We start from the raw sequence: 18760 nt of genomic DNA on the forward strand, positions 1-18760 counted from the left end.
CCGCATCTCCGCCGAGATCAGGCGATCCTCGTTCTCCCGGGCAGCCGGAGCGTGAACGTCGCACCACGCTCCGGCTCGCTCCGCACGGTGGCGGACCCGCCGTGCGCCTCGGCGAGATGCCGGACGATGGCCAGCCCCAGGCCGCTACCGCCGGTCTGCCGGCTGCGCGACTTCTCGGCCCGCCAGAATCGGTCGAAGACGTACGGCAGATGCTCGGGCGCGATCCCCGGCCCGGTGTCGGCCACCTCGATCAGCACGTCGCCGCCGTCGGCGTACGCGCGCAGCGTCACCCGTCCGCCGGCCGGTGTGTGGCGGACCGCGTTGGAGATCAGGTTGCCGACCGCCTGCCGCAGCCGTACCGGGTCGGCGTCCAGCGGCAGCGTCCCTCGTACCTCGGTGGTCAGCGCCAGCCCGGCGGCCGTCGCCGCGGCGCGGTGGACGGTGGCGATCTGCTCGACCAGGTCGGCGGCGTCGACCGGCTCAGGGTGCACACGCAGCCGGCCCGCGTCGGCGAGCGCGAGTTGCTGCAGGTCGTCGATGATGTGCCGCAGCAGCGCGGCCTCCTCGATCAGTGAGGCGGTCAGCGCCGGGTCCAGCTCGGCGACGCCGTCCTGGGCGGCCTCCAGCCAGCCGAGGATATTGCTCAGCGGCGTGCGCAACTCGTGCGACACGTCGCTGACCATGGCCTTACGCTGCCGCTCCATGCGGTCGAGGTGCTCGGACATCTCGTTGAAGGCGGCACCCAGCTCGCCGACCTCGCCCTTGGCGCGCACCCTGACCCGCGCCGCGCCGTCGCCGGCCCGCATCCGCCGGGCCGCCGCGGTCACCGCCCGCACCGGCCGTACCAGCCGGGTGGCGACGAGCACGCTGACGGCCACCGCCAGCCCGAGGATCACTGCGGTGACGCCGGCGATGCCGTACGGGTCGATACGAGGCGTTCGATCATCCGGCGAGCCGATGTAGAGCAGCGCGGCCGGCGCGACGTACGGCTTCAGCTGGGTGCGGCGCGCGCCGGCCAGGCACTCCGCGGCCGCAGCGGACGCGGTCGGCTTGCCGGTCTCGTCCAGCCACACGTCGACCCGTCTGTGCATACACGGCGCGACCAGGGCGGCGAGCTGTTTGAGCGCGCGTTTCTCGGTGGCGGTCGGCCCGGGCGCACGCAACGAACCCAACGCACCCGGTACGTTCGACGGATCCGCCGCGCACGCCGAGACGGTGGGCCCGCCGAGGGGTGGTCTCAGGGGGTCGTCGCGCGGCATCCGGGTGGCCTGGCCGTCCTCGCGAATGTACGGTCGGCCGCCGGGGCCGACGAGGATCGTTCCGGATCGCACCCCCTGCCTACGTCGGCAGGCCGCCTGCGCGTCGACCTCCCTGCGCAGCCGTACGCGCTCGGAGTCCGGCAGCCGGAACGGCCCGACCGCGCGTGCGTCGATCCGGTCGGTGGCCGCGCCGGGCACCAGCGACACGTCGACGGCGAGCGGGTCGACGACCGCCGAGGCGCGGGCGGGCAGCGGCGGCCGGCCGGTCGCGGAGTCGGCGATCCGCGTGCCGCTCTCGGTGACCAGCGCGATCCGCCGGTCGTTCTGGCGGGCCAGGTCACGTACGGTCCCCTCGACGCCGTCCCACCGCGGATGGCTCGCCGCGTAGCCGAGCAGCGCGTCGTTGATGCGGGCGTCGCTGGCGAGCGTCTGGCCCTGCTGATGCCGGATCTCGCCGGATGTGCTGCGCGCCGCCAGCCACGCGGTCGCCACGATCGAACAGACCGCGATCAGCACCGTGCCGGCGATCAGCCGTACGAGCAGGCTATGGCGCACGGTCGTCGATCAGCTTGTAACCGACGCCGTACACGGTGCGCAGGCGGACCGGCCGCCGTGGCTGCGGCTCGATCTTCTTACGCAGGTTCTTCACGTGCACGTCGACCGTGCGCTCGGTGATGAAGCGGTCGAAGCCGTGCAGGTGCTCCAACAGCTGCGCCCGGGTGAACACCCGCTCCGGCCGCGCGGCCAGCGCCTCCAGGATGCGGAACTCCGCGGGCGTGCACTCGACCTCGCACCCGTCCGCGACGACGGTGTGCCGCGCGGAGTCCACCGTGATGCCGCCCACCCGGTACACCTGCTCGTCGCTCCCCCGCCGGGTGCGCCGCAGCAGCGTACGGACGCGGGCCATCAGCTCGCGCGGGCTGTACGGCTTGGTGACGTAGTCGTCGGCGCCGAGGTCGAGGCCGATCAGCAGGTCGTCCTCTGTCGAGCGGGCGGTCAGCATCAGCACCGGCACTTCGGACTCGGCGCGCAGCACGCGGCACACGTCCAGCCCGTCGACGCCCGGCATCATCACATCCAGCAGCACGAGGTCGGGGTGGCGCGCACGAGCCTCGTCGATCGCGGCCCGCCCGTCGTGGACGACGTGCACCGTGTGTCCCTCACGCTGGAGGTAGCGGCGCAGCAGCTCCGCCTGTTTCACATCGTCCTCCGCGACCAGGACATCCGCGCACATAGCCCCCGAGCGTATGGGGTTCGAGGCCGGCACCACGGGATCATCACGGCGGCCACACGGCTTCTTCACATTCCTCGGCCAGCATCTCGCGACATGCGCCACCTCAAGACGTACACCGGCGCCCTGCTCGCCGCCGGCCTGATCGTCGGGTCGGCCGGCTGCGGCTCGGCGAATGACGGCAGATCGGGTGACGGCTCGTCCAGGGCGGAGGGCCGGGCTGCCGCTGCGGAGACACAGCAGGGTGCGGCGGAGATAGCGACCGTCCGCGGCCGACAGATCGCCGTGCGCCGGCAGAAGGGCGACGGTGCGGTCTGGAAGACGCTGTCCAGCCCCAACGAGATGGGCGCCACCCGGGTGTTCCTCGTCGACGGCAAGGACGGCGACTGGCTCAAGGTGCTGCTGCCGATCCGGCCCAACGGCAGCACCGGCTGGGTCAAGGCGTCCGACGTCACGCTGTCGTCGACGACCCACCGGGTGGAGATCGACGCGAAGGCGTTCACGTTCACCGTCTTCGACGGCGACAAGGTGCTACGGACCGGAAAGGTCGCTACCGGAGAGGGCGGCACACCCACTCCGGCCGGCCGCTTCTACTTCACCGAGTTGGTCAAACCGACGAACCCGCACAGCGCCTACGGGGCGTACGCCTTCGGGCTGAGCGGCTTCTCGCCCACGCTCAAGAAGTTCGCCGGCGGCCCCGGACAACTCGCCGTCCACGGCACGAACCAGGAATCGGCGCTGGGCGGCAAGGCCAGCCACGGCTGCGTGCGCGTCAGCAACGACGACATCACCTGGATGGCCAACAACCTGACGATCGGCACACCCGTCGTCGTCAAGGGATGAAACACAACCACCGAAAGGACCATCGATGCGTCTGAAGTCCCTCATCACGGCCGTCGTGCTGGGCGTCGGCCTGGCCGGCACCGGGCTGGCCGCCGCCGAGGCCACCACCACGCCCAAGCCGCCGGCCCACAGCAACCCGGTGTCGCCCCGCGACCCCTCGTCGCGCCCCGCTCCGGGGTCGCACCCCGCCGACCCGCGGAACAAGCCGGGCCTACCGCGGCTGGGTGTCGACAAGAGAGGGTGCCCGGTCAAGGCCCCCGGTTGCGTCGCGAAGGACCCGAGCTACACCGGCTGATCTCCGGACCGCAGGCCCGGAACCGCTCTGTCAGGAGCCTTCTCCACTCGCGGATGCGTGGTCGGCGAAGGACGGGAAATGCTCGTCGGGCAGGGGGCTGCCCACGGTCAGGCCGAGCGGGTCGGTGACAGGGTGCGCGGGTTCGGCCGCGAAGGTCAGGTCCGCGTCCACGTAGATGGTGACGTGGGCGATGCGCGGGTCGTCGGTGAAGTTCGGTGTGGCGCTGTGCGCGAGGCGGGAGTTGTGGAACGTGCAGTCGCCCGCGCGCAGGGGAACGGTGACGCGCTGTTCCCACTGCAGCTCGGGCGCCACGGTGAACATGTCGCCGTGATCGGACAGATCCTGCGACCGCAGGCCGTCCAGGTGCTGGGAGCCCGGGATGAACGTCATGCAGCCACGGTCGACCGGCACGTCCACCAGCGCTATCCAGGCCGAGAGCGCGTGCCGTGAGCCGGCGTGCGGCCAGTACGGCTGGTCCTGGTGGAACTCGGTCGCGGCCCCGTTATGCGGCTCCTTGATCAGCAACTGGTCGTGCCACAACCGCAGCGGGATCCCCGCCAGCCGGGTCGCGATGGCCGCCAGATCCGGGTTCAAGGTGAGCTCGCGCAGCGTCTCGTCGTGCCGCCACAGCTGGAGCAACTGCGTGAAGATCCTCCCGTCGTGGTTGTCCCGGACGGTGTTCCGTGCCACCAGCGCCGCTTCGGCGAACCTGGCCGCGTCCGTACGGGAGATGACTCCGGGAAGATGGACGAAACCATCACGTCGGTACGCTGACACGACGTCCTCGGAAAGGTTCTCCGGCGTGGTACGTGGGCTTTCGGCAGTGACAGTCATGCGCGTCTTCCTCGCCTTCTGGGGATTGCCGTCTCGACAACTGTCGCCGCCACCGCTGCCACGCGGCTAGCACGAGAGCCCGCCAGCTGTAGCACAATCTTGACGAGCACTCGTCGAAGGGAGGCCCGATGCATCGCGTCCGGCCGGCGGAGGTCTTCCCACCGGACGGGCCGCCCATCGTCGCCGAGCGATTCGAGCTGCGGAGCGACACCTCGGCCCACAGCCATGACTTCATCGAACTGGCCGTGGTCACCGGCGGCACCGCCACGCACGTCACGGCCGCGGGCGAACGAGACCTGGACCGCGGCTCGGTGACGATGCTCCGCCCCGGCGACTGGCACGGCTACCACCACTGCGACCGGCTGACCGTCTACAACGTGTACGTCGGTCCGGAGGTGTTCCGGCGCGAACTGGCCTGGATACGCGCCGACCCACACCTCGGCCGCCTCCTGCACACCGCCGGCCGATCCGGCCACCACTCCGGTCACCCTCTACGACTCGACCCCGCCGCGCTGCGCATCGTCGAGACCAGTCTGGCCGAAACCGCAGGCCGGCCCGACCCGACCACCCATCCCGGACCGGCCTATGCCGTACGGGCCGGGGTACTGCTCTGCCTGCTGGGCGGCACAGCGGCATCCCTTTCCACCGACCCCACCGGCGACCGAACCGGCCACAGCCACCCCGCCGTGGTGGCCGCGGCGCAACTGCTGGAGAACGACATCCAGCGCGCCTGGAACCTGGACGAACTCGCCTCCACCGTGAGCGTGTCGCCGCCCTACCTGGCACGCCTGTTCACCGCACAGCTCGGCATCCCGCCCATGACCTATCTGGGCAGGCTACGCGCCGAGCGCGCCGCGGCACTCCTCATCGAGACCGACCTACCCGTCGCGACGATCGGAAGACTCGTGGGCTGGCACGACCCCAACTACGCCAGCCGCCGATTCCGGCACTTCTTCACCCTCAGCCCAGCCGCGTACCGCACTCGGTTCCGCCCCGGCGGCTGAGGGGGTGGCCTGTTCCAGCACGAACCGCATTCGTGTGCGGGGATCGGCACGGGGCAGTTCGACCAGGTCATAGCCGTACTGCGCATAGGTCTCGGCCATCGCTTCGTAGGTTCTCTCGGCCTCGTCCAGGCTCTGGTGGCGTTCGTCATCCGTACGGTAGATCTCCGGCCAGGGCGGCGCGATGAACACCTGAGGGCGATAGGGGAACGCCGCCACCGCGGCTTCAACATGCGCAGGAACATCCAAGCCCAGCAGGCGGAAGTAGCCGGCCACGCACGGTACGGCGTGGTCGAAGAACACCGGACCTGGCTGCGCCAGCGCCCAACGGTAGGAACGGATGTCCCAGGACAGCATCAGCTCGGCGAACAGCGCCGTGTCGCTCCACGGCAGGCCCATCCCCCCGATGGCGCTCTGATCCTGGATGATCGCCCGCCCCGCTTCCGGCGCGCCGGCAAAACCGTTCTCGCGAAGCAACTCGACCAGAGTCGTCTTGCCCGCTCCAGGGCCGCCGGTGATGACGATCAGTTGGTGAGGCGCAGATGCCATGGGGTCTCCGTCCTGGGGGTGCAGTCGCAACCTGACCCGCCCGTGCCACAGGCGCGCCAGATGGGCCGGTGATCAAGGGGGGGGAGAAACAGAGATCCGGGGATCGAACGGCGGGCGCAGAGGGGGCCGCTGCTGGAGGTCCGGTTCGAGTGTCGGTTCGATCCTCGTACGGTGGTCGTACGTCGGGACGCTACAGCTCAACTCGGCCGGAGACGCAGGTGATCGTGCCGCCGCCGACCCAGATCGTACCGTCGCTGTCCGCCGAGACGTGCACCCGTCCCCGGCGACCGAGCACGGTGCCCTGGCCGGCCACATACGGCGCGGTCAACCGGCCGGTGCGCAGCAGCCATTCGGCGAGTGAGGCGTTCAAGCTGCCGGTCACCGGGTCCTCGGCCGTACCGCTGTCCATCGGAAAGAACGCCCGCACCTCTACCGCCACAGGAGAACCGGGCGGATACCGCCCGGCCACGCCGATGGCCTGCGTCCCGACATCGCCCGGCCGCAACGCGAGCACGGCGTCGGCGTCGGCGAGCAGCACCGCCACCCACCCAGGGCCGTTGTCGGCCCACTGCGCGTCCACGATCTCGTCGCGGCCGATACCGAGCCCCGCCGCGATCTTCCCGACGAGCGCCTCATCGACAGGGCCGGATCGTACGAGCGGCGGCGCGGCGAAGGCGAGCCGGTCACCGGCCCGCCGCACGGTGACCAGCCCCGCACCACACTCCTGCACGACCACATCACGCTGCCGGTCGCCGGTGGCCGACAGCCACGCATGGCAGGTCCCCAGCGTCGGATGCCCCGCGAAGGGCAGTTCCCGGTCCGGCGTGAAGATCCGCACCCGATAGTCGGCGTCCGGCACCGTCGGCGGCAGCACGAAAGTCGTCTCCGACAGGTTCGTCCACCGCGCGAACCGCTGCATCTCCTCGGCCGACAACCCCTCCCCGTCGAGCACCACCGCCACCGGGTTCCCCCGGTACGGCTCGTGAGTGAACACGTCGACCTGCTGGAACTCACGCGCGATCAAGGCTTCGCCGGTCGATACCGCGCCTGCCTCATGTCGTGTCGTCATGGCCCCATCCTGTTGGCAGACCTGAACACGGCCCCAGAGCCAATCCGAACCAGTGGTCTGCCCCTGCTCGCCAACACCCCACGGCCCCATCCGATGGTTCTACGGGTCCGGTCTGCTCAGCTTGGGCCTGGGACGTCGACTAATCGTTGCGGGCCATCGCCGCCGCGATCCGGGTAGCGAGCTCCGCTTGATCTTCGGCAGGGATTTGCAGGTAGTCAGGTCGGTTGACCGCGTTGAACTGTTGCTCCTCGAAGGGGACCCCCGGCGGCAGCGGAACCACGTGCCAGTGAACATGGGCGACCCCCTGATGGCTGCCGAAGCTGAAGATGTAGAGCCGCTCTGTTGGCACGAGGGCCATCAGGGCCCTCCCCAAGCGGTGAATGCGGCGCTGGAGAGCGACATAGTCGTCTTCCGTGAAATCCGCGACAACGCCGGTGCGATGCAGCAGCGGAGCCAACATGGTGTAGCCGAACAGACGTGGCGTGTTGGGGAAGAGGACCGCACACAACTCATCTCGATAGATCAGGGCTCCAGGCTCGGCACCTTCGTCATCGATGAGTTCGCAGATGAAGCAACGCCCGGCTCGGTTGTCGGCCTGCAGACGTGCGGCGTATCGCGCCGTATCGAGAACTACGCGGGGATACTCATTCACAGCCCACTTATTCATGAGAGCTCGATTCCCTTCCCGCCAGCGACAGCCTGAGCTACGACGACACTGTCCAACTTGAAGACCGGCTGGCCGGCCTCCTCGTCTCCCCCACGTCGTCAGAGGATTCCGCGCATGTTCCGGATCTTGAAATCTGCGTTCTCGCCTCCGGCCCGGGGCGGCCGGTTAGGCCATCGACGCGGGATAGCCGTCCTCCAGGTCGACGGGGATCCCCGTCTGACGAGCTGCGAGTCCGGCGGTGACACGACGTAGGAGGAGACCTCCAATGAAGTCGGGTAGAGCGGCGGACTCCACAAAGCGGTGGTCGCTTAGTTCGTCGGCCTGGAGTGTGATCGAGACCTGGTCACGAGCGCTGAGCAAGCCACCGTCGAACAGGTACATGACCCCCGATATAAGGCGCGTCGGCGGTTTGGCAGGTACGAAGTCCACGCACAGCAACATGCCGGGCTCACGGACCAGGCCGAGTTCCTCGTTGATCTCTCGACGGGCAGTTTGCCGTGGCGTTTCCGCTGCCTCCATGGCACCACCCGGGACGATCCACCGGGGCTCGTAAGTGGGTTTGACCAGCAGTATGTGACCGCTGTCGTTGAAGAACAGGGCTCCGGCTCCGACGAACAGCGCTGGCCTAGTGGCGTAGTACTCCTCGGGACTCATCGGGTGCGGCCGGGTGGCGTCCGACATGAGATTCAGGGTAGTGCCGACCCTGCTCGCAAGGTTCCGCTCGTCCCGCCTGCCCTGAAACTGACCATAAAACTGCGATCGAGACGTCTTCGGGTGTTCGGCAACTTAGCCGTCGCCCTCCCTGCCCAGCAGCATGCCGCCCTGATCCGTCGTCCACCCTCCGGGGAGCGGGCCGGGCTAAGGTAGAGAAACCGCCACGCTCCAGGGAAGTTGCCATGCCTCGCCGGCCCCCAGGCGAGATCAGACGTCAGCTACCACGTGCAGCCTTCCGCGGTCGTGCGCCCGCAATCAAGGCACTGTCCGGTGCGACCAACCATCAGATCGCTTCCTTCGAGCGACAAAACGGCTTGCCACCCGGCCACGTCGCTCCGCTACCAGCTTGGGAAGCGTACGGATCTTGGCCGTCCTGGGCGCTGACCTGCTCAGCCATTCGACCGCTGTTGACCGTTTGTTCACCGGGGCTAGATGGCACGCTAATAGCACGGCCGTGGGCCGCCCGAGGGCGATGACCACCTTCTGGCCGGTCTCACGGCTACTCGTAGATCAATGCGGCCGAGAGGACGTCAGCGAAGCAAGACCAACTCGCGTCCCCGCTGGTGGGCGGCTGCGCTTCGAACTTGGCCGCGAGTGCCTCAAGAAACCGGTCAAGGGTGTCGTTCTCCACCTCTACTCCGGCTTCGATCGCGGCCTGTAGCCGTGTCACGTATGCGACCAGCTCCTCACGAGAACTGACGGCGGCGGCATCACCGGGCAGAGGAAGCACATGGGGACGGCATCAGGTCACTATGCCCGCGCCGCGCGTGCAACCAGAGGAGTGGGGACTGGAACGGCTCACCGAGGCTGAGTTCGCTGCTGCGTGGGCGAGCGGTCCGGACTCGGATCGGCCACAACCCAGCAGCCGCCTCCCGCTCGCCCCGCCGCTGCACTTCCTCACTGTCGCCCTTGCTCATAGCGTCGACCGTACGGCCGGCGCCTCCCCTGAAGGGCGGCATTCGCCACACGTCCGTATCCGGACGATTCGCCAAGTTCACACACGGCCGTGGTCGTAACTACGCGCGTCACCGTGACGCCGTGTTGCGGTGACGCTCCCGGCCGGGCCGGTCCGCACGAGGCGTCGACCGGTGTGGCCGCCCGAAGGTCCCCCGCGAGATTAGGTCCCAGGTCCCTTGTGACCGGACGTGATGGGTCGCTAACGTCAAGTGGCTTTTGATCAACGGGTGAGATTCTAAATCTCGAGAATGGATGAAAAATTGAAGTCGATCATTCGTACGGCCGTCGCGGTTGGTGCGCTCGCGTCGGCGGTCGGGGTCGCCGCTCCCGCGGCCTCCGCTGGAACCACCGCCGCCGCCTTCTCCTCTGGGAGGGTCTCGGCGACCTCTGTGAAGTTCCACTGCGGTCCCACGCACAAGAAGATCCAGGTGTGCACCGGGTGGTCCAAGAGTGGACTCGTGGGCGAGGTCAAGAACTTCAACAGCAGCAGCCGTAGAGGTATTTACGGCGTGCAGTTCATCAATGCCACAGATGGGTCCAAGGACCATAACTCGTGGTACGGAACCAAGACCCGCACTTTCGGCGCCTATTCCACGCTGAAGGGCTGGGACCTCACATGCGACATGAAGAAGTACCAGTACGCCGTCGCCATGGTCCGATTCGGCTCCCGCAAGCCCTACACGTACTACTGGGGTGACATCCTCAGGTGCAAGGACGGTCGGATCTAGCTGGGCGGCGAGTGCGGGTGACGCCCGCCGCGCTGGGGCCGGTCCTGTCTGAATCTGAAGAATGGATGCAAAATTAAATTCGGTAATTCGTGTGACCGTCGCACAAAAAGGCGTACGCATGGATCGGCACCGATCCTACTCCTGAAGAACGGATCACAGATCTCAAGGTCGAGTGCTTCCAGCAGGAGGAGATCGCTGGCTTGGTCGATCTCCGCTGATCCTTGCGAAGTGGCGCGCCACCGGAATGTATAAAGAGCGGCGCGAAAGCGCCCCTTGAGCAAGGTGGCCGCACCGCTGGTCATGTGAGACAGAGCCGGTGCCGCTCGATAGGTGAGCACTCTGTCCGCCGCTGTGTGGGCGATTAAAGTGTTGTACACGTACGTCCTTTCTCGGCGGGCGTATGGCGTGGTTGACGGCCTCCCGCTCGTACCGGGAGTCCGTCCCATTGCTGGAGGACGGCCACGGATGGTATACCAACTCAGCTTCTTCTGCAGATCGGGCGAGGAGACCGGCGCTGCGGCCATGGACCTTCTTCTGGATGAGATCCTTAAAAACGGGCCGCTTTACGGTGAGTGCATCGGTCCTCCCACACCAGGTCCGGGACAGTGGGAGGGACCTGAACAGGAAGCGATCACCGCGTTCAGACTGGCAACGTCTCCTGATGGCATCAGCAGAACATCTGACTACCTCCTTCTTGAGATCCACGTCGGCGTACGGTTCATCGCCGAGACGGTAATGGCTGCGGATCTGAACGATGAGCACGGCGTCTGGGGCAGCGACCTTCTTGCGATCATCACCCTGAGCGGGGACCGCCCAGATTGGGCGCTGGTCGAGCGGATCTGGACCGCCCTGGAAGGTCTCTGGTCAGTCGTGCCATGGGACGAAATGTCTGGCTTCGACATCTCTGCAAAGACCGAAGGTCCTCAGCAAGGGAAAACCTTACCCTGACACGGCTTCCACCCCAGTTACCGACCACCATGCGCCGCGTGCGGCCCAATTCCATCCCCGAGCCTGAGTCACCCGCCGGAGGCATCTTCTACCGGACCCATGACGTGGTGAGCAGGGCGGCCCGCCAGTCGCCGGAGGCGACCCGGAAGGCGAACGGAGGCGACCCGGAAGGCGAACGGAGGCGACCCGGAAGGCGAACGAAGTGAAGTTGGCCGGCGGCCCTGCGGCCGTCCCGTGGGAACGGTTCGGAACTGGTGACGCTGGAGCCGTCCACAAGACCGGGGCAACATCAAAAATAACTAACGCTATCACAACACGCCGAGCGATCCGAACAATCCGAATACCGAAGTCAAGCGGGAAGACTTGAACACGATCCGCTGGCCAATGGCTCGCTGGCACAACGGCCGGTGAATCCCGTGCGGCTGGCATGGTGCAGGCGAAGGGGAGACAATGATACGAAGATCGAACTCGATCGGTATGGCGCTATTGGCGGTACTGGCCTGGTTGACGTGCGTCGGTGCACCGGCGCATGCGGACGTAAGGCCGAAGGCATGCACGTTCACAGCCTCGCCGCTCGTTTACATCTACAACGACAGCGGCTATCAGCTCGGCTGGCTCCGCACGTTCGTCGATGGCTGCGGCTCCGCTTACACCCAGGTCTACGGGGTCACCACCACCATCTGGACCGCCGCTCTGGCCACGCGCAGCAATGCGGATGTCGGGTCGTACACCCACTACGGAAGTGGAGCCACCATGGCACCGGTACATGTGGGGTGCGTCGACGTACAAGGCTGGGCCGTGGCGGAGGACGACCACGGCAACATGGTGGGTTACGCAAATACCAACTGGCGCAACGCCTGTTGACCAGGTGAAAAAGCTCTCGTAATGGCGAGCAGGGCGGTCGGCAAGATCGCTGTAGGCCACCCCGAAGGGGCGAGCGAACGCGAGTGAGTCTTGCCAACGGCCCTGCGACTGTCACGAGACTCGCGGCGGCGTGAACCCGGCGGAGGATGCTAGATCGCGGTGGGGTGTCGCGCTCCGTGGCGGCCGTCCGGCGGTCGGAGGGACCGGCGCCTACGCCGCACGCCCGTAGTCGCGGAGTGGGCCGGTCACAGTGTGGACGTCCTGTTGCGGGTCTACGCCAAGTGCATCGCGGGACAACAGGAGGAGGCCAGGCGGCGCATCCTCGCCGCGACCCGGCATCGAGACCCCACCTGAGCCCGTGCCGAACTTGGGCACGGATTCGGCACAGCCACCCGCACACGGCCGTAGGCAGCCGTGGACAACCGGACAGAACAAGATCGGCCCCTGACCGCTTAGACGCTGGTCAGGGGCCGTTTTCCCTACTGGTGGCGGGTCCAGGGTTCGAACCTGGGTAGGCTAAGCCGACGGATTTACAGTCCGCTCCCATTGGCCACTCGGGCAACCCGCCGGGTATGCCGCCGTAGCGACGCTCAGAAGGATAGCGGACTCCGGGCCCAAGGGTGACATCGGTTTCCGGAGGCCCGATCACCGGCGTCGGTGGCCCGGGAGCCGGCCCACGCTGACTAGGCTCTTCAGAGAGATCGTCGTAATCCGTGAGGACATGAACCGTGGCTTCGGAAAGCTCTTTCGACATCGTGTCAAAGCTCGACCGGCAGGAGGTGGACAACGCTCTGAACCAGGCCGCCAAGGAGATCGCCAACCGGTTCGACTTCCGTAACGTCGACGCGGGGATCCGGTGGTCGGGCGAGACCATCGAGGTCCAGGCGAACAGCGAGGAGCGGGCCAACGCCGTCCTCGACGTCTTCAAGGAGAAGCTGGTCAAGCGCGGCGTCTCCCTGAAGGCGATCGACGCGGACGAGCCCAAGGCGTCCGGGAAGCTCTACAAGCTCACCATCGGGCTGAAGGAGGGCATCTCCCAGGAGGACGCCAAGAAGATCGGCAAGATCGTCCGGGACGAAGGCCCGAAGGGTGTACGGGCGCAGATCCAGGGTGAGGAGCTGCGGGTCAGCTCGAAGAAGAAGGACGACCTGCAGACGGTGATCACCCTGCTCAAGGGCAAGGACCTGGACGTCGCCCTGCAGTTCACCAACTATCGCTAGGTGATCAGACGGTCAGGCCGTCTACCTGCGTCGGGAGCCCCGCGCGGTCCGTGGAGGGCACATCCGGGGCACATGACCAAGAGCGCCGTCAACGATCCGATCGTGCGCGTCTTCTCATGTGCCTCGGGTCACCTCCACGTACTTGTTGAAGATGATCGTGGGGGTTCAAGATCCCAGCAACGCGGGCGGCCGGCCCCGGATGCGACCAGGTCACCTGGCACGTCGGGCTCGACCCGTGCGTCAAGAACAGCGGCTTGGCCTCGCGCCGTAATCTGCGACTCCGGTGATGACCGCGACGATAACCGAGCCTTCGGCGAATCGACCACGCTCGACAAGGTCGAAAATGCCGTACATCATCTTTGCGCCATAGATGCGATCAAGTTGCAGGCCATGCTTGTCGGCGAAGTCATCGATGAACGCGGCCAGTCCCGGTTTCTGCTTCGCGTACCCACCGAAGTGGTAGTCGAGCTCGATCCGCCACCGACCGCGCTCTCGGCCGTAGGTCCGCTCCTGTAGCTCTCGAACCTCATCGCCCAGGAACCCGCCTCCCTTGAGCGCGGAGAACCCGATCGCCTCCTGCCCGGCCTGGAGCCCTGCGGCGACTCCGGCCAAGGTCCCGCCCGTTCCCACCGGGCAGCAGATGGCGGTGAAATGCTCGGTGATCTCTTCTGGAATCTCGGCACATCCTGGCAGTGCCAGGGTGTTGCTTCCCCCTTCTGGCAGCAGGTAGAACTCGCCGAACTCATCGTGTAGCCGTTGCACAACGTCCGATTCATGTTTGCGCCGGTAGGTCGTGCGGTCCAAGTACGTCAGGGTCATGCCCTGCTCTACGGCGTAGGCCAACACGGGATTCAGCGGCTCATGCGGCTCGCCGCGGATGACTCCGATCGTCCTGAACCCGAAGTAGTGACCGGCGGCTGAGACAGCTCGGATGTGGTTGGAGTAGGCGCCCCCGAAGGTCAGCAGCGTCTCGTAGCCATCGCGCCGGGCGGCTTCGAGGTTGTACTTGAGCTTGCGCCACTTGTTCCCAGGGATCTCCGGGTTGATCAAGTCATCCCGCTTGAGCAGCAGGCGTACCGAGCGATCGGCCAACCGAGAGTCCATCAGCTCCTCGACAGGCGAGGGCAGGCGAAAGGCAGCGTCCCTCTGCGCGATCCTGCCGGTTGCCGCCATACCCCAGAGCATCCTCGGTCTCAGCCGACGAGGCGGGAGTGGTCTTCGGGGGTGAGGCGGCGGGCAAGGTCGGTGAGGTCGAGGTCGAGGGCCTCGGCCAGGGCGGCGACGGTGAAGAAGGCGGGGGCGGCGATGGCGCCCCGCTCGATTTTGCGCAGGGTGTCGAGGGAGATGCCGGCCTCGGCGGCGATGGAGGCCGCGCTGCGTGGGCCGCGTGCGGCGCGGAGCACTTGGCCGAGGGCCCGGCCGCGGTCGCGCTGGTCTTCGGTGAGAGGGGTTCGCACCATACCGAGGATTATAAGGCTGGTATTAAAATCTACCCCATGGTGACGTTGAGGAGTCAGGCCGAGATCGATCGGATGCGCGAGGCGGGCCTGGTGGTCAGGGAGGCGCTGCGCCGGGTGACCGATGCGGCCGAGCCGGGGGTCAGCCTCGCCGAGCTGGACGCGATCGCGGCCGCCTGTATCAAGGAGCACGGGGCTCGCTCCAATTTCCTGAACTACCACCCGTTCTGGGCGCCCACTCCGTACCCGGGGGTGCTGTGCCTGTCGGTCAACGACGTGATCGTGCACGGCGTCCCGGACGGACGGGTTCTGAAGACCGGGGACATTCTGTCCATCGACTGCGGCGCGGAGGTCGGCGGCTACCACGGTGACGCGGCGGTGACGGTGCCGGTCGGGGAGGTCGATGATGACGCGAAGCGGTTGCTGGAGACCACGCGGGCGGCGCTGACGGCCGCGATCGCGGTGGCCGTCCCCGGTGGCCGGATGGGCGACATCGGGTACGCCGTCGAGACCACCGCACGGCCGTACGGGCTGCTGGAAGGGGTCGGCGGGCACGGCATCGGGACGGCCATGCACGAGGAGCCGGACGTCCCGAACACCGGACGTCCCGGGCGTGGGTTGCGGTTGCGCGAAGGGCTGGTCATCGCGATCGAGCCGATGCTGATCGAGGGCGGTGTCGACGAAGGGCGTACGCTCGCCGACGGCTGGTCGATCGCCACCGCCGACGGCAGCCGGGCCGCCCACTTCGAGCACACGATCGCGATCACCGCGGACGGTCCGGTGATTCTCACCGCGTGAGGCTCCAGCCGAATTCGCCGACGGCACGGCCCGGCCGTCCCGTCCCGACTGCCCCGGCCGTCCCGGTCGGAATTCGCTGGCGGTGCCGCTCGGCCGTCCGGTAGGACTACCTGCCGTGACGACGTGGACGCTGGCCCCTGAGCCTGTTGAATCTCCGGACGCTACCCGGCTGCGCCGGGAGTACTACGCCGAGGTCGCGAGCCGCTATTGGAAGCGACCCGCGACCTCGCGGGAGGTCGACGAGGGATTGGCCGGGGACGGCGCGGAGTTGCTCGTCCCGCCCGCGGGTCAGTTCGTCGTCGGCAGGTACGGCGGTGAGGCCGCGGCGTGTGGCGGCGTCCTGCTGCTCGACACCGACGCCGATACCGACGCCCACACCGCCGAGCTGACCCGGGTGTATCTACGCCCGACCTTTCGCGGCAGGAAGGGCGCCGGCCTCCTCCTGGAGTTCCTGGAGGAGGAAGCGCGTGCGCTGGGTGCCCGGCGGATGGTCCTCAACACCCGCCTCGATCTGATCGAGGCACGGTCGCTGTACGTACGGTACGGCTACGCCGAGATCCCGGCCTACTGCACGGGTCCGTACGTCGAGATCTGCTACGGCAAGGATCTCCGACCGGCCGAGTAGCCGGAGACGGCGCGGTGCCCCGCACGCACGGCCAAGTGCGTACGGGGCACCGATCCGGACACTCAGGAACCGTTGGCCGCGATCAGCGGTTCGTGGCCTTGCCCCTGGTCCAGGAGCTTTCGAGGTTGCCGCCGTTCTGCGCCGTCTCCTTGCGGAGGGTGCTCTGCGTGCCGGCGGACTTGCCCGACGCGAGGCGGATCGCGATCTTGTCCTCGATGTCCTTGGGCGCACCGCCCTGGTAGCCGTTGAACATGATGGAGAAGATCAGCGGCTGTCCCGTGTCGTCCTTCACGTAGCCGCTCAGCGCCGTGACGCCGGTGAGCGTGCCGGACTTCGCGTGGACGTTCCCGGCGGCGGCGGTTCCCTTCATCCGCGACGCCAGGGTGCCGCCGACGAGCTGGTCGGGCTGGCCGGCGATGGGCAGGGCGTTGTACCAGGTCTTGTACCAGGGTTTCGGCTGCACCGCCTGGAGGAGGACGCTCACCTGCCTGGGCGTCGTCTGGTTCGTGCGCGAGAGCCCGGAGCCGTCGGTCTGCTTGACCTTGGTGGTGTCGACGCCGAGCGTCTTCAGGTACTTGGAGATCGCGGCGATGCCCGCGGCCCGGGTGCCCTTGCCCGCGCTCTTACGGCCGATCGCCTTGGTCAGGATCTCGGCGATCTGGTTGTTGCTGAGCTTGAGGAAGGGCGTCGCCAGCTGGGACAGCGTCATCGACTTCCGGGTGGTGACGGCCTTGGCGCCCTTGGGGGTCGCGGCCCGCTTGGTCGACCCGACGACGGTTACGCCGTGCGCCTTGAGGGCGCGGCGGAAGACGTCGGCCGCGTACTGCGTCGGGTTCGGCGCGGTGGAGAGGTGGTTCTCCTTACCGCCGTTCGCCGGGTAGGAGCCGGTGATGACGACCGTGCCGCCCTTACGGTCGACCGACACGGTGGAGCTTGTTCCCGCCTTCGCCGTCGTCGCGCGATTATCGATCTTCACGACGCTCGTCGCGGGGGTCAGGGCGACCTTGACGGGCTGGCCCTCCTGGCCCGGGGTGATGGCCACTCCGATCGATCCGGCGTCGAACACGCTGTCCGGGGACACGTTCAGGGCCGAGATCCCGGCCGCGTACGAGTAGGGCAGGTCCGTGGGGTCCCAGCCCGCCGGGGTGTACTCCTGGTCGAACCAGGTGTCGTCGGCGATCAGGTTGCCCTTGATCTTCTTGATGCCCTTGGCCCGGACCGCGGCGGCGAGCTTGTCGTAGTCGGCTCCCTGCAGGGTGGGGTCGCCGGTGCCCTTCAGGTACAGGTTCGCGCCGCGCGTGTAGACGGTGGTCTTGAACCGGTAGTCGGCGCCGAGGATCCCGAACGCCGCGGTGGAGGTCTCGATCTTGTTGTTCGAGCCCGGGATCTTCTGGTCGTCTGAACCACGGTCGTAGAGGACCGCGCCGGACTTGGCGTTGCGGATGATGACACCGATGCTCGCGCCCTTGAGGCGGCTGTCCGTGAGGATGTTGTCGATGTCGGTCTTAAGGTCGCCGCTGGTGGCCGCCGTCTGCGTCGCGGTGCTCGTATCCGTCTGCGCGAGGGCCACGGCCGTCGTCGCGACGACCGCTCCGCCCGCCGCCACGGCGAGCGCCCCCTTCAAAGATCGACTCATAGCAGTCGATCGTAACGATCACGGCACATCCCCCATGCCGCACTCGACGGAATTGCCAGTAATTAGCGGTGAATTACGTGAATCACGTCACATTCGCAACCGCGCAGAATATTCAGCGGCGGTAGCCGGCCATCTCCTCGAGGCGGGCGATGCGCTGGGCGGTCGGCGGGTGGGTCGAGAACAGGCGGACCAGCCCCTCGCCCCGGAACGGGTTGGCGATCATCAGGTGGCTCACCGCGGTCAGGCGGCCGTCCTCCGGCAGGGGCAGCTGGCGCGTGCCGCTCTCGATCTTGCGCAGGGCGGAGGCGAGGGCGAGCGGGTCACCGCTGAGCTGGGCGCCGGACTTGTCGGCCTGGAACTCCCGGGTACGGCTGATGGCCAGCTGCACGATCGTGGCCGCGATCGGGCCGAGGATCATCATGAGCAGCGCCCCGAACACGCCGGGGCCGTCCTCGTCGTCGGAGTTGCCGAACGGGATCAGCCAGGCGAGGTTCGCCACCCAGGTGACGACGGCGGCCAGGGCCCCCGCCACCGAGGAGATCAGGATGTCGCGGTTGTAGACGTGCGACAGCTCGTGCGCGAGGACCGCGCGCAGTTCACGCTCGTCGAGGATCTGCAGGATGCCCGTCGTGCAGCAGACCGCCGCGTTGCGCGGGTTGCGCCCGGTGGCGAAGGCGTTCGGCGCGATCGTGGGCGAGATGTACAGGCGTGGCATGGGCTGGCGGGCACCCGTCGACAGCTCGCGGACGATGCGGTACATCACCGGCTGTTCGACCTCGCTCACCGGCCGGGAGCGCATGGCCGACAGCGCGATGCGGTCGCTGAAGAAGTACGCGACGCCGTTCGTGACCAGCGCGATCACGAGGGCGATCGTCAGACCGACACGGCCGCCGAGCGCGCCTCCGATGAGGAGGATCAGCGCCGACATGACCCCCAGCAGGGCGGCCGTCTTCACACCGTTGAAACGCACTACGACACCTCCCCTTGTCCCCGTTAAGATCAACGGTCTGACCAGGAGAAATGTTCCCGTCAGGGCCTATCTCGACGTCGCTACGGACGGGGACG

General features: G+C 67.5%; 20 protein-coding genes, 1 tRNA gene and 1 pseudogene. 9 read left to right on the forward strand and 13 right to left on the reverse strand.

Annotated elements, in window-relative coordinates; all coding sequences use genetic code 11:
* Nucleotides 1-17: 17 nt before the first annotated feature.
* Both ACQP2O_RS48725 and ACQP2O_RS48730 read right to left on the reverse strand, forming a co-directional pair.
* Nucleotides 18-1814, reverse strand: coding sequence for a sensor histidine kinase (locus tag ACQP2O_RS48725; RefSeq protein WP_433176517.1), 1797 nt, complete (start codon nucleotides 1812-1814; stop codon nucleotides 18-20).
* On the reverse strand, nucleotides 1804-2493 hold the full coding sequence (locus ACQP2O_RS48730) for a response regulator transcription factor (RefSeq protein ID WP_433176519.1): 690 nt from the start codon (nucleotides 2491-2493) through the stop codon (nucleotides 1804-1806). Before ACQP2O_RS48730 ends, ACQP2O_RS48725 begins: the two co-directional genes overlap by 11 nt.
* Nucleotides 2494-2586: 93 nt before the next feature.
* Between ACQP2O_RS48730 and ACQP2O_RS48735 the strand changes: the two genes are divergently transcribed.
* Both ACQP2O_RS48735 and ACQP2O_RS48740 read left to right on the forward strand, forming a co-directional pair.
* Nucleotides 2587-3333: a L,D-transpeptidase gene (locus tag ACQP2O_RS48735; protein WP_433176521.1), complete on the forward strand. Its 747-nt coding sequence runs from the start codon at nucleotides 2587-2589 to the stop codon at nucleotides 3331-3333.
* 25 nt (nucleotides 3334-3358) lie between these two features.
* Nucleotides 3359-3628: a hypothetical protein gene (locus tag ACQP2O_RS48740; protein WP_433176523.1), complete on the forward strand. Its 270-nt coding sequence runs from the start codon at nucleotides 3359-3361 to the stop codon at nucleotides 3626-3628.
* A gap of 30 nt (nucleotides 3629-3658) precedes the next feature.
* Here ACQP2O_RS48740 and ACQP2O_RS48745 read toward each other — a convergent pair whose 3' ends face one another.
* A complete protein-coding gene (locus tag ACQP2O_RS48745; RefSeq protein WP_433176525.1) occupies nucleotides 3659-4405 on the reverse strand; it encodes a phytanoyl-CoA dioxygenase family protein in 747 nt (248 codons plus the stop codon).
* A 185-nt stretch (nucleotides 4406-4590) separates the two neighbouring features.
* Between ACQP2O_RS48745 and ACQP2O_RS48750 the strand changes: the two are divergent.
* A pseudogene (locus tag ACQP2O_RS48750) lies at nucleotides 4591-5388 on the forward strand (AraC family transcriptional regulator); the annotation flags it as partial.
* Here the strand turns inward: ACQP2O_RS48750 and ACQP2O_RS48755 are convergent.
* The 5 genes from ACQP2O_RS48755 to ACQP2O_RS48775 form a co-directional block, all read right to left on the reverse strand.
* Entirely contained in the window at nucleotides 5341-6012 is a 672-nt protein-coding gene (locus tag ACQP2O_RS48755) for an AAA family ATPase (RefSeq protein WP_433176527.1), read from the reverse strand. The pseudogene ACQP2O_RS48750 and the gene ACQP2O_RS48755 overlap by 48 nt on opposite strands.
* Before the next feature lie 190 nt (nucleotides 6013-6202).
* Nucleotides 6203-7081 carry a PhzF family phenazine biosynthesis protein gene (locus ACQP2O_RS48760; protein ID WP_433176529.1) on the reverse strand — a complete coding sequence of 293 codons (879 nt, stop codon included), beginning with the start codon at nucleotides 7079-7081 and terminating at the stop codon, nucleotides 6203-6205.
* Between the two features lie 139 nt (nucleotides 7082-7220).
* Complete coding sequence (locus tag ACQP2O_RS48765) at nucleotides 7221-7733, reverse strand: HIT family protein (RefSeq protein WP_433176531.1); 513 nt, start codon at nucleotides 7731-7733, stop codon at nucleotides 7221-7223.
* A 180-nt stretch (nucleotides 7734-7913) separates the two neighbouring features.
* The gene (locus ACQP2O_RS48770) at nucleotides 7914-8429 is read right to left on the reverse strand and encodes an NUDIX domain-containing protein (RefSeq protein ID WP_433176533.1); all 516 of its coding nucleotides are present in this window, start codon (nucleotides 8427-8429) and stop codon (nucleotides 7914-7916) included.
* A 532-nt stretch (nucleotides 8430-8961) separates the two neighbouring features.
* Complete coding sequence (locus ACQP2O_RS48775) at nucleotides 8962-9192, reverse strand: DUF7660 family protein (protein WP_433176535.1); 231 nt, start codon at nucleotides 9190-9192, stop codon at nucleotides 8962-8964.
* A 487-nt stretch (nucleotides 9193-9679) separates the two neighbouring features.
* On the opposite strand from ACQP2O_RS48775, the gene ACQP2O_RS48780 reads away from it, so the two are divergent.
* The 3 genes from ACQP2O_RS48780 (at nucleotide 9680) to ACQP2O_RS48790 (ending at nucleotide 11959) form a co-directional block, all read left to right on the forward strand.
* Nucleotides 9680-10147 carry a hypothetical protein gene (locus ACQP2O_RS48780; RefSeq protein WP_433176537.1) on the forward strand — a complete coding sequence of 156 codons (468 nt, stop codon included), beginning with the start codon at nucleotides 9680-9682 and terminating at the stop codon, nucleotides 10145-10147.
* A gap of 522 nt (nucleotides 10148-10669) precedes the next feature.
* On the forward strand, nucleotides 10670-11095 hold the full coding sequence (locus tag ACQP2O_RS48785; protein WP_433176539.1) for a hypothetical protein: 426 nt from the start codon (nucleotides 10670-10672) through the stop codon (nucleotides 11093-11095).
* A gap of 450 nt (nucleotides 11096-11545) precedes the next feature.
* Nucleotides 11546-11959: a hypothetical protein gene (locus ACQP2O_RS48790; protein ID WP_433176541.1), complete on the forward strand. Its 414-nt coding sequence runs from the start codon at nucleotides 11546-11548 to the stop codon at nucleotides 11957-11959.
* 483 nt (nucleotides 11960-12442) lie between these two features.
* On the opposite strand, the gene ACQP2O_RS48795 is transcribed toward ACQP2O_RS48790, so the two are convergent.
* Nucleotides 12443-12527, reverse strand: a tRNA-Tyr gene (locus ACQP2O_RS48795).
* A 160-nt stretch (nucleotides 12528-12687) separates the two neighbouring features.
* On the opposite strand from ACQP2O_RS48795, the gene ACQP2O_RS48800 reads away from it, so the two are divergent.
* Complete coding sequence (locus ACQP2O_RS48800; RefSeq protein ID WP_433176543.1) at nucleotides 12688-13179, forward strand: YajQ family cyclic di-GMP-binding protein; 492 nt, start codon at nucleotides 12688-12690, stop codon at nucleotides 13177-13179.
* Nucleotides 13180-13419: 240 nt separating this feature from the next.
* Here the strand turns inward: ACQP2O_RS48800 and ACQP2O_RS48805 are convergent, their stop codons facing one another.
* On the reverse strand, nucleotides 13420-14352 hold the full coding sequence (locus tag ACQP2O_RS48805) for a 1-aminocyclopropane-1-carboxylate deaminase/D-cysteine desulfhydrase (protein ID WP_433176545.1): 933 nt from the start codon (nucleotides 14350-14352) through the stop codon (nucleotides 13420-13422).
* 20 nt (nucleotides 14353-14372) lie between these two features.
* On the reverse strand, nucleotides 14373-14639 hold the full coding sequence (locus ACQP2O_RS48810) for a helix-turn-helix domain-containing protein (protein ID WP_433176547.1): 267 nt from the start codon (nucleotides 14637-14639) through the stop codon (nucleotides 14373-14375).
* Nucleotides 14640-14675: 36 nt separating this feature from the next.
* Here ACQP2O_RS48810 and map point away from each other — a divergent pair, with 36 nt between their 5' ends.
* A complete protein-coding gene (gene map, locus ACQP2O_RS48815) occupies nucleotides 14676-15434 on the forward strand; it encodes a type I methionyl aminopeptidase (protein WP_433176549.1) in 759 nt (252 codons plus the stop codon).
* A gap of 115 nt (nucleotides 15435-15549) precedes the next feature.
* Nucleotides 15550-16059, forward strand: a complete 510-nt coding sequence (locus ACQP2O_RS48820; RefSeq protein WP_433176551.1) for a GNAT family N-acetyltransferase — start codon at nucleotides 15550-15552, stop codon at nucleotides 16057-16059.
* Between the two features lie 82 nt (nucleotides 16060-16141).
* Here the strand turns inward: ACQP2O_RS48820 and dacB are convergent, their stop codons facing one another.
* Both dacB and htpX read right to left on the reverse strand, forming a co-directional pair.
* On the reverse strand, nucleotides 16142-17695 hold the full coding sequence (dacB, locus tag ACQP2O_RS48825) for a D-alanyl-D-alanine carboxypeptidase/D-alanyl-D-alanine endopeptidase (RefSeq protein ID WP_433176553.1): 1554 nt from the start codon (nucleotides 17693-17695) through the stop codon (nucleotides 16142-16144).
* Between the two features lie 112 nt (nucleotides 17696-17807).
* Complete coding sequence (htpX, locus tag ACQP2O_RS48830; RefSeq protein WP_433176555.1) at nucleotides 17808-18665, reverse strand: zinc metalloprotease HtpX; 858 nt, start codon at nucleotides 18663-18665, stop codon at nucleotides 17808-17810.
* Between the last annotated feature and the right edge of the window lie 95 nt (nucleotides 18666-18760).

The sequence above is a fragment of the Actinoallomurus sp. CA-150999 genome, assembly GCF_050942425.1.
Taxonomy (GTDB): domain Bacteria; phylum Actinomycetota; class Actinomycetes; order Streptosporangiales; family Streptosporangiaceae; genus Actinoallomurus.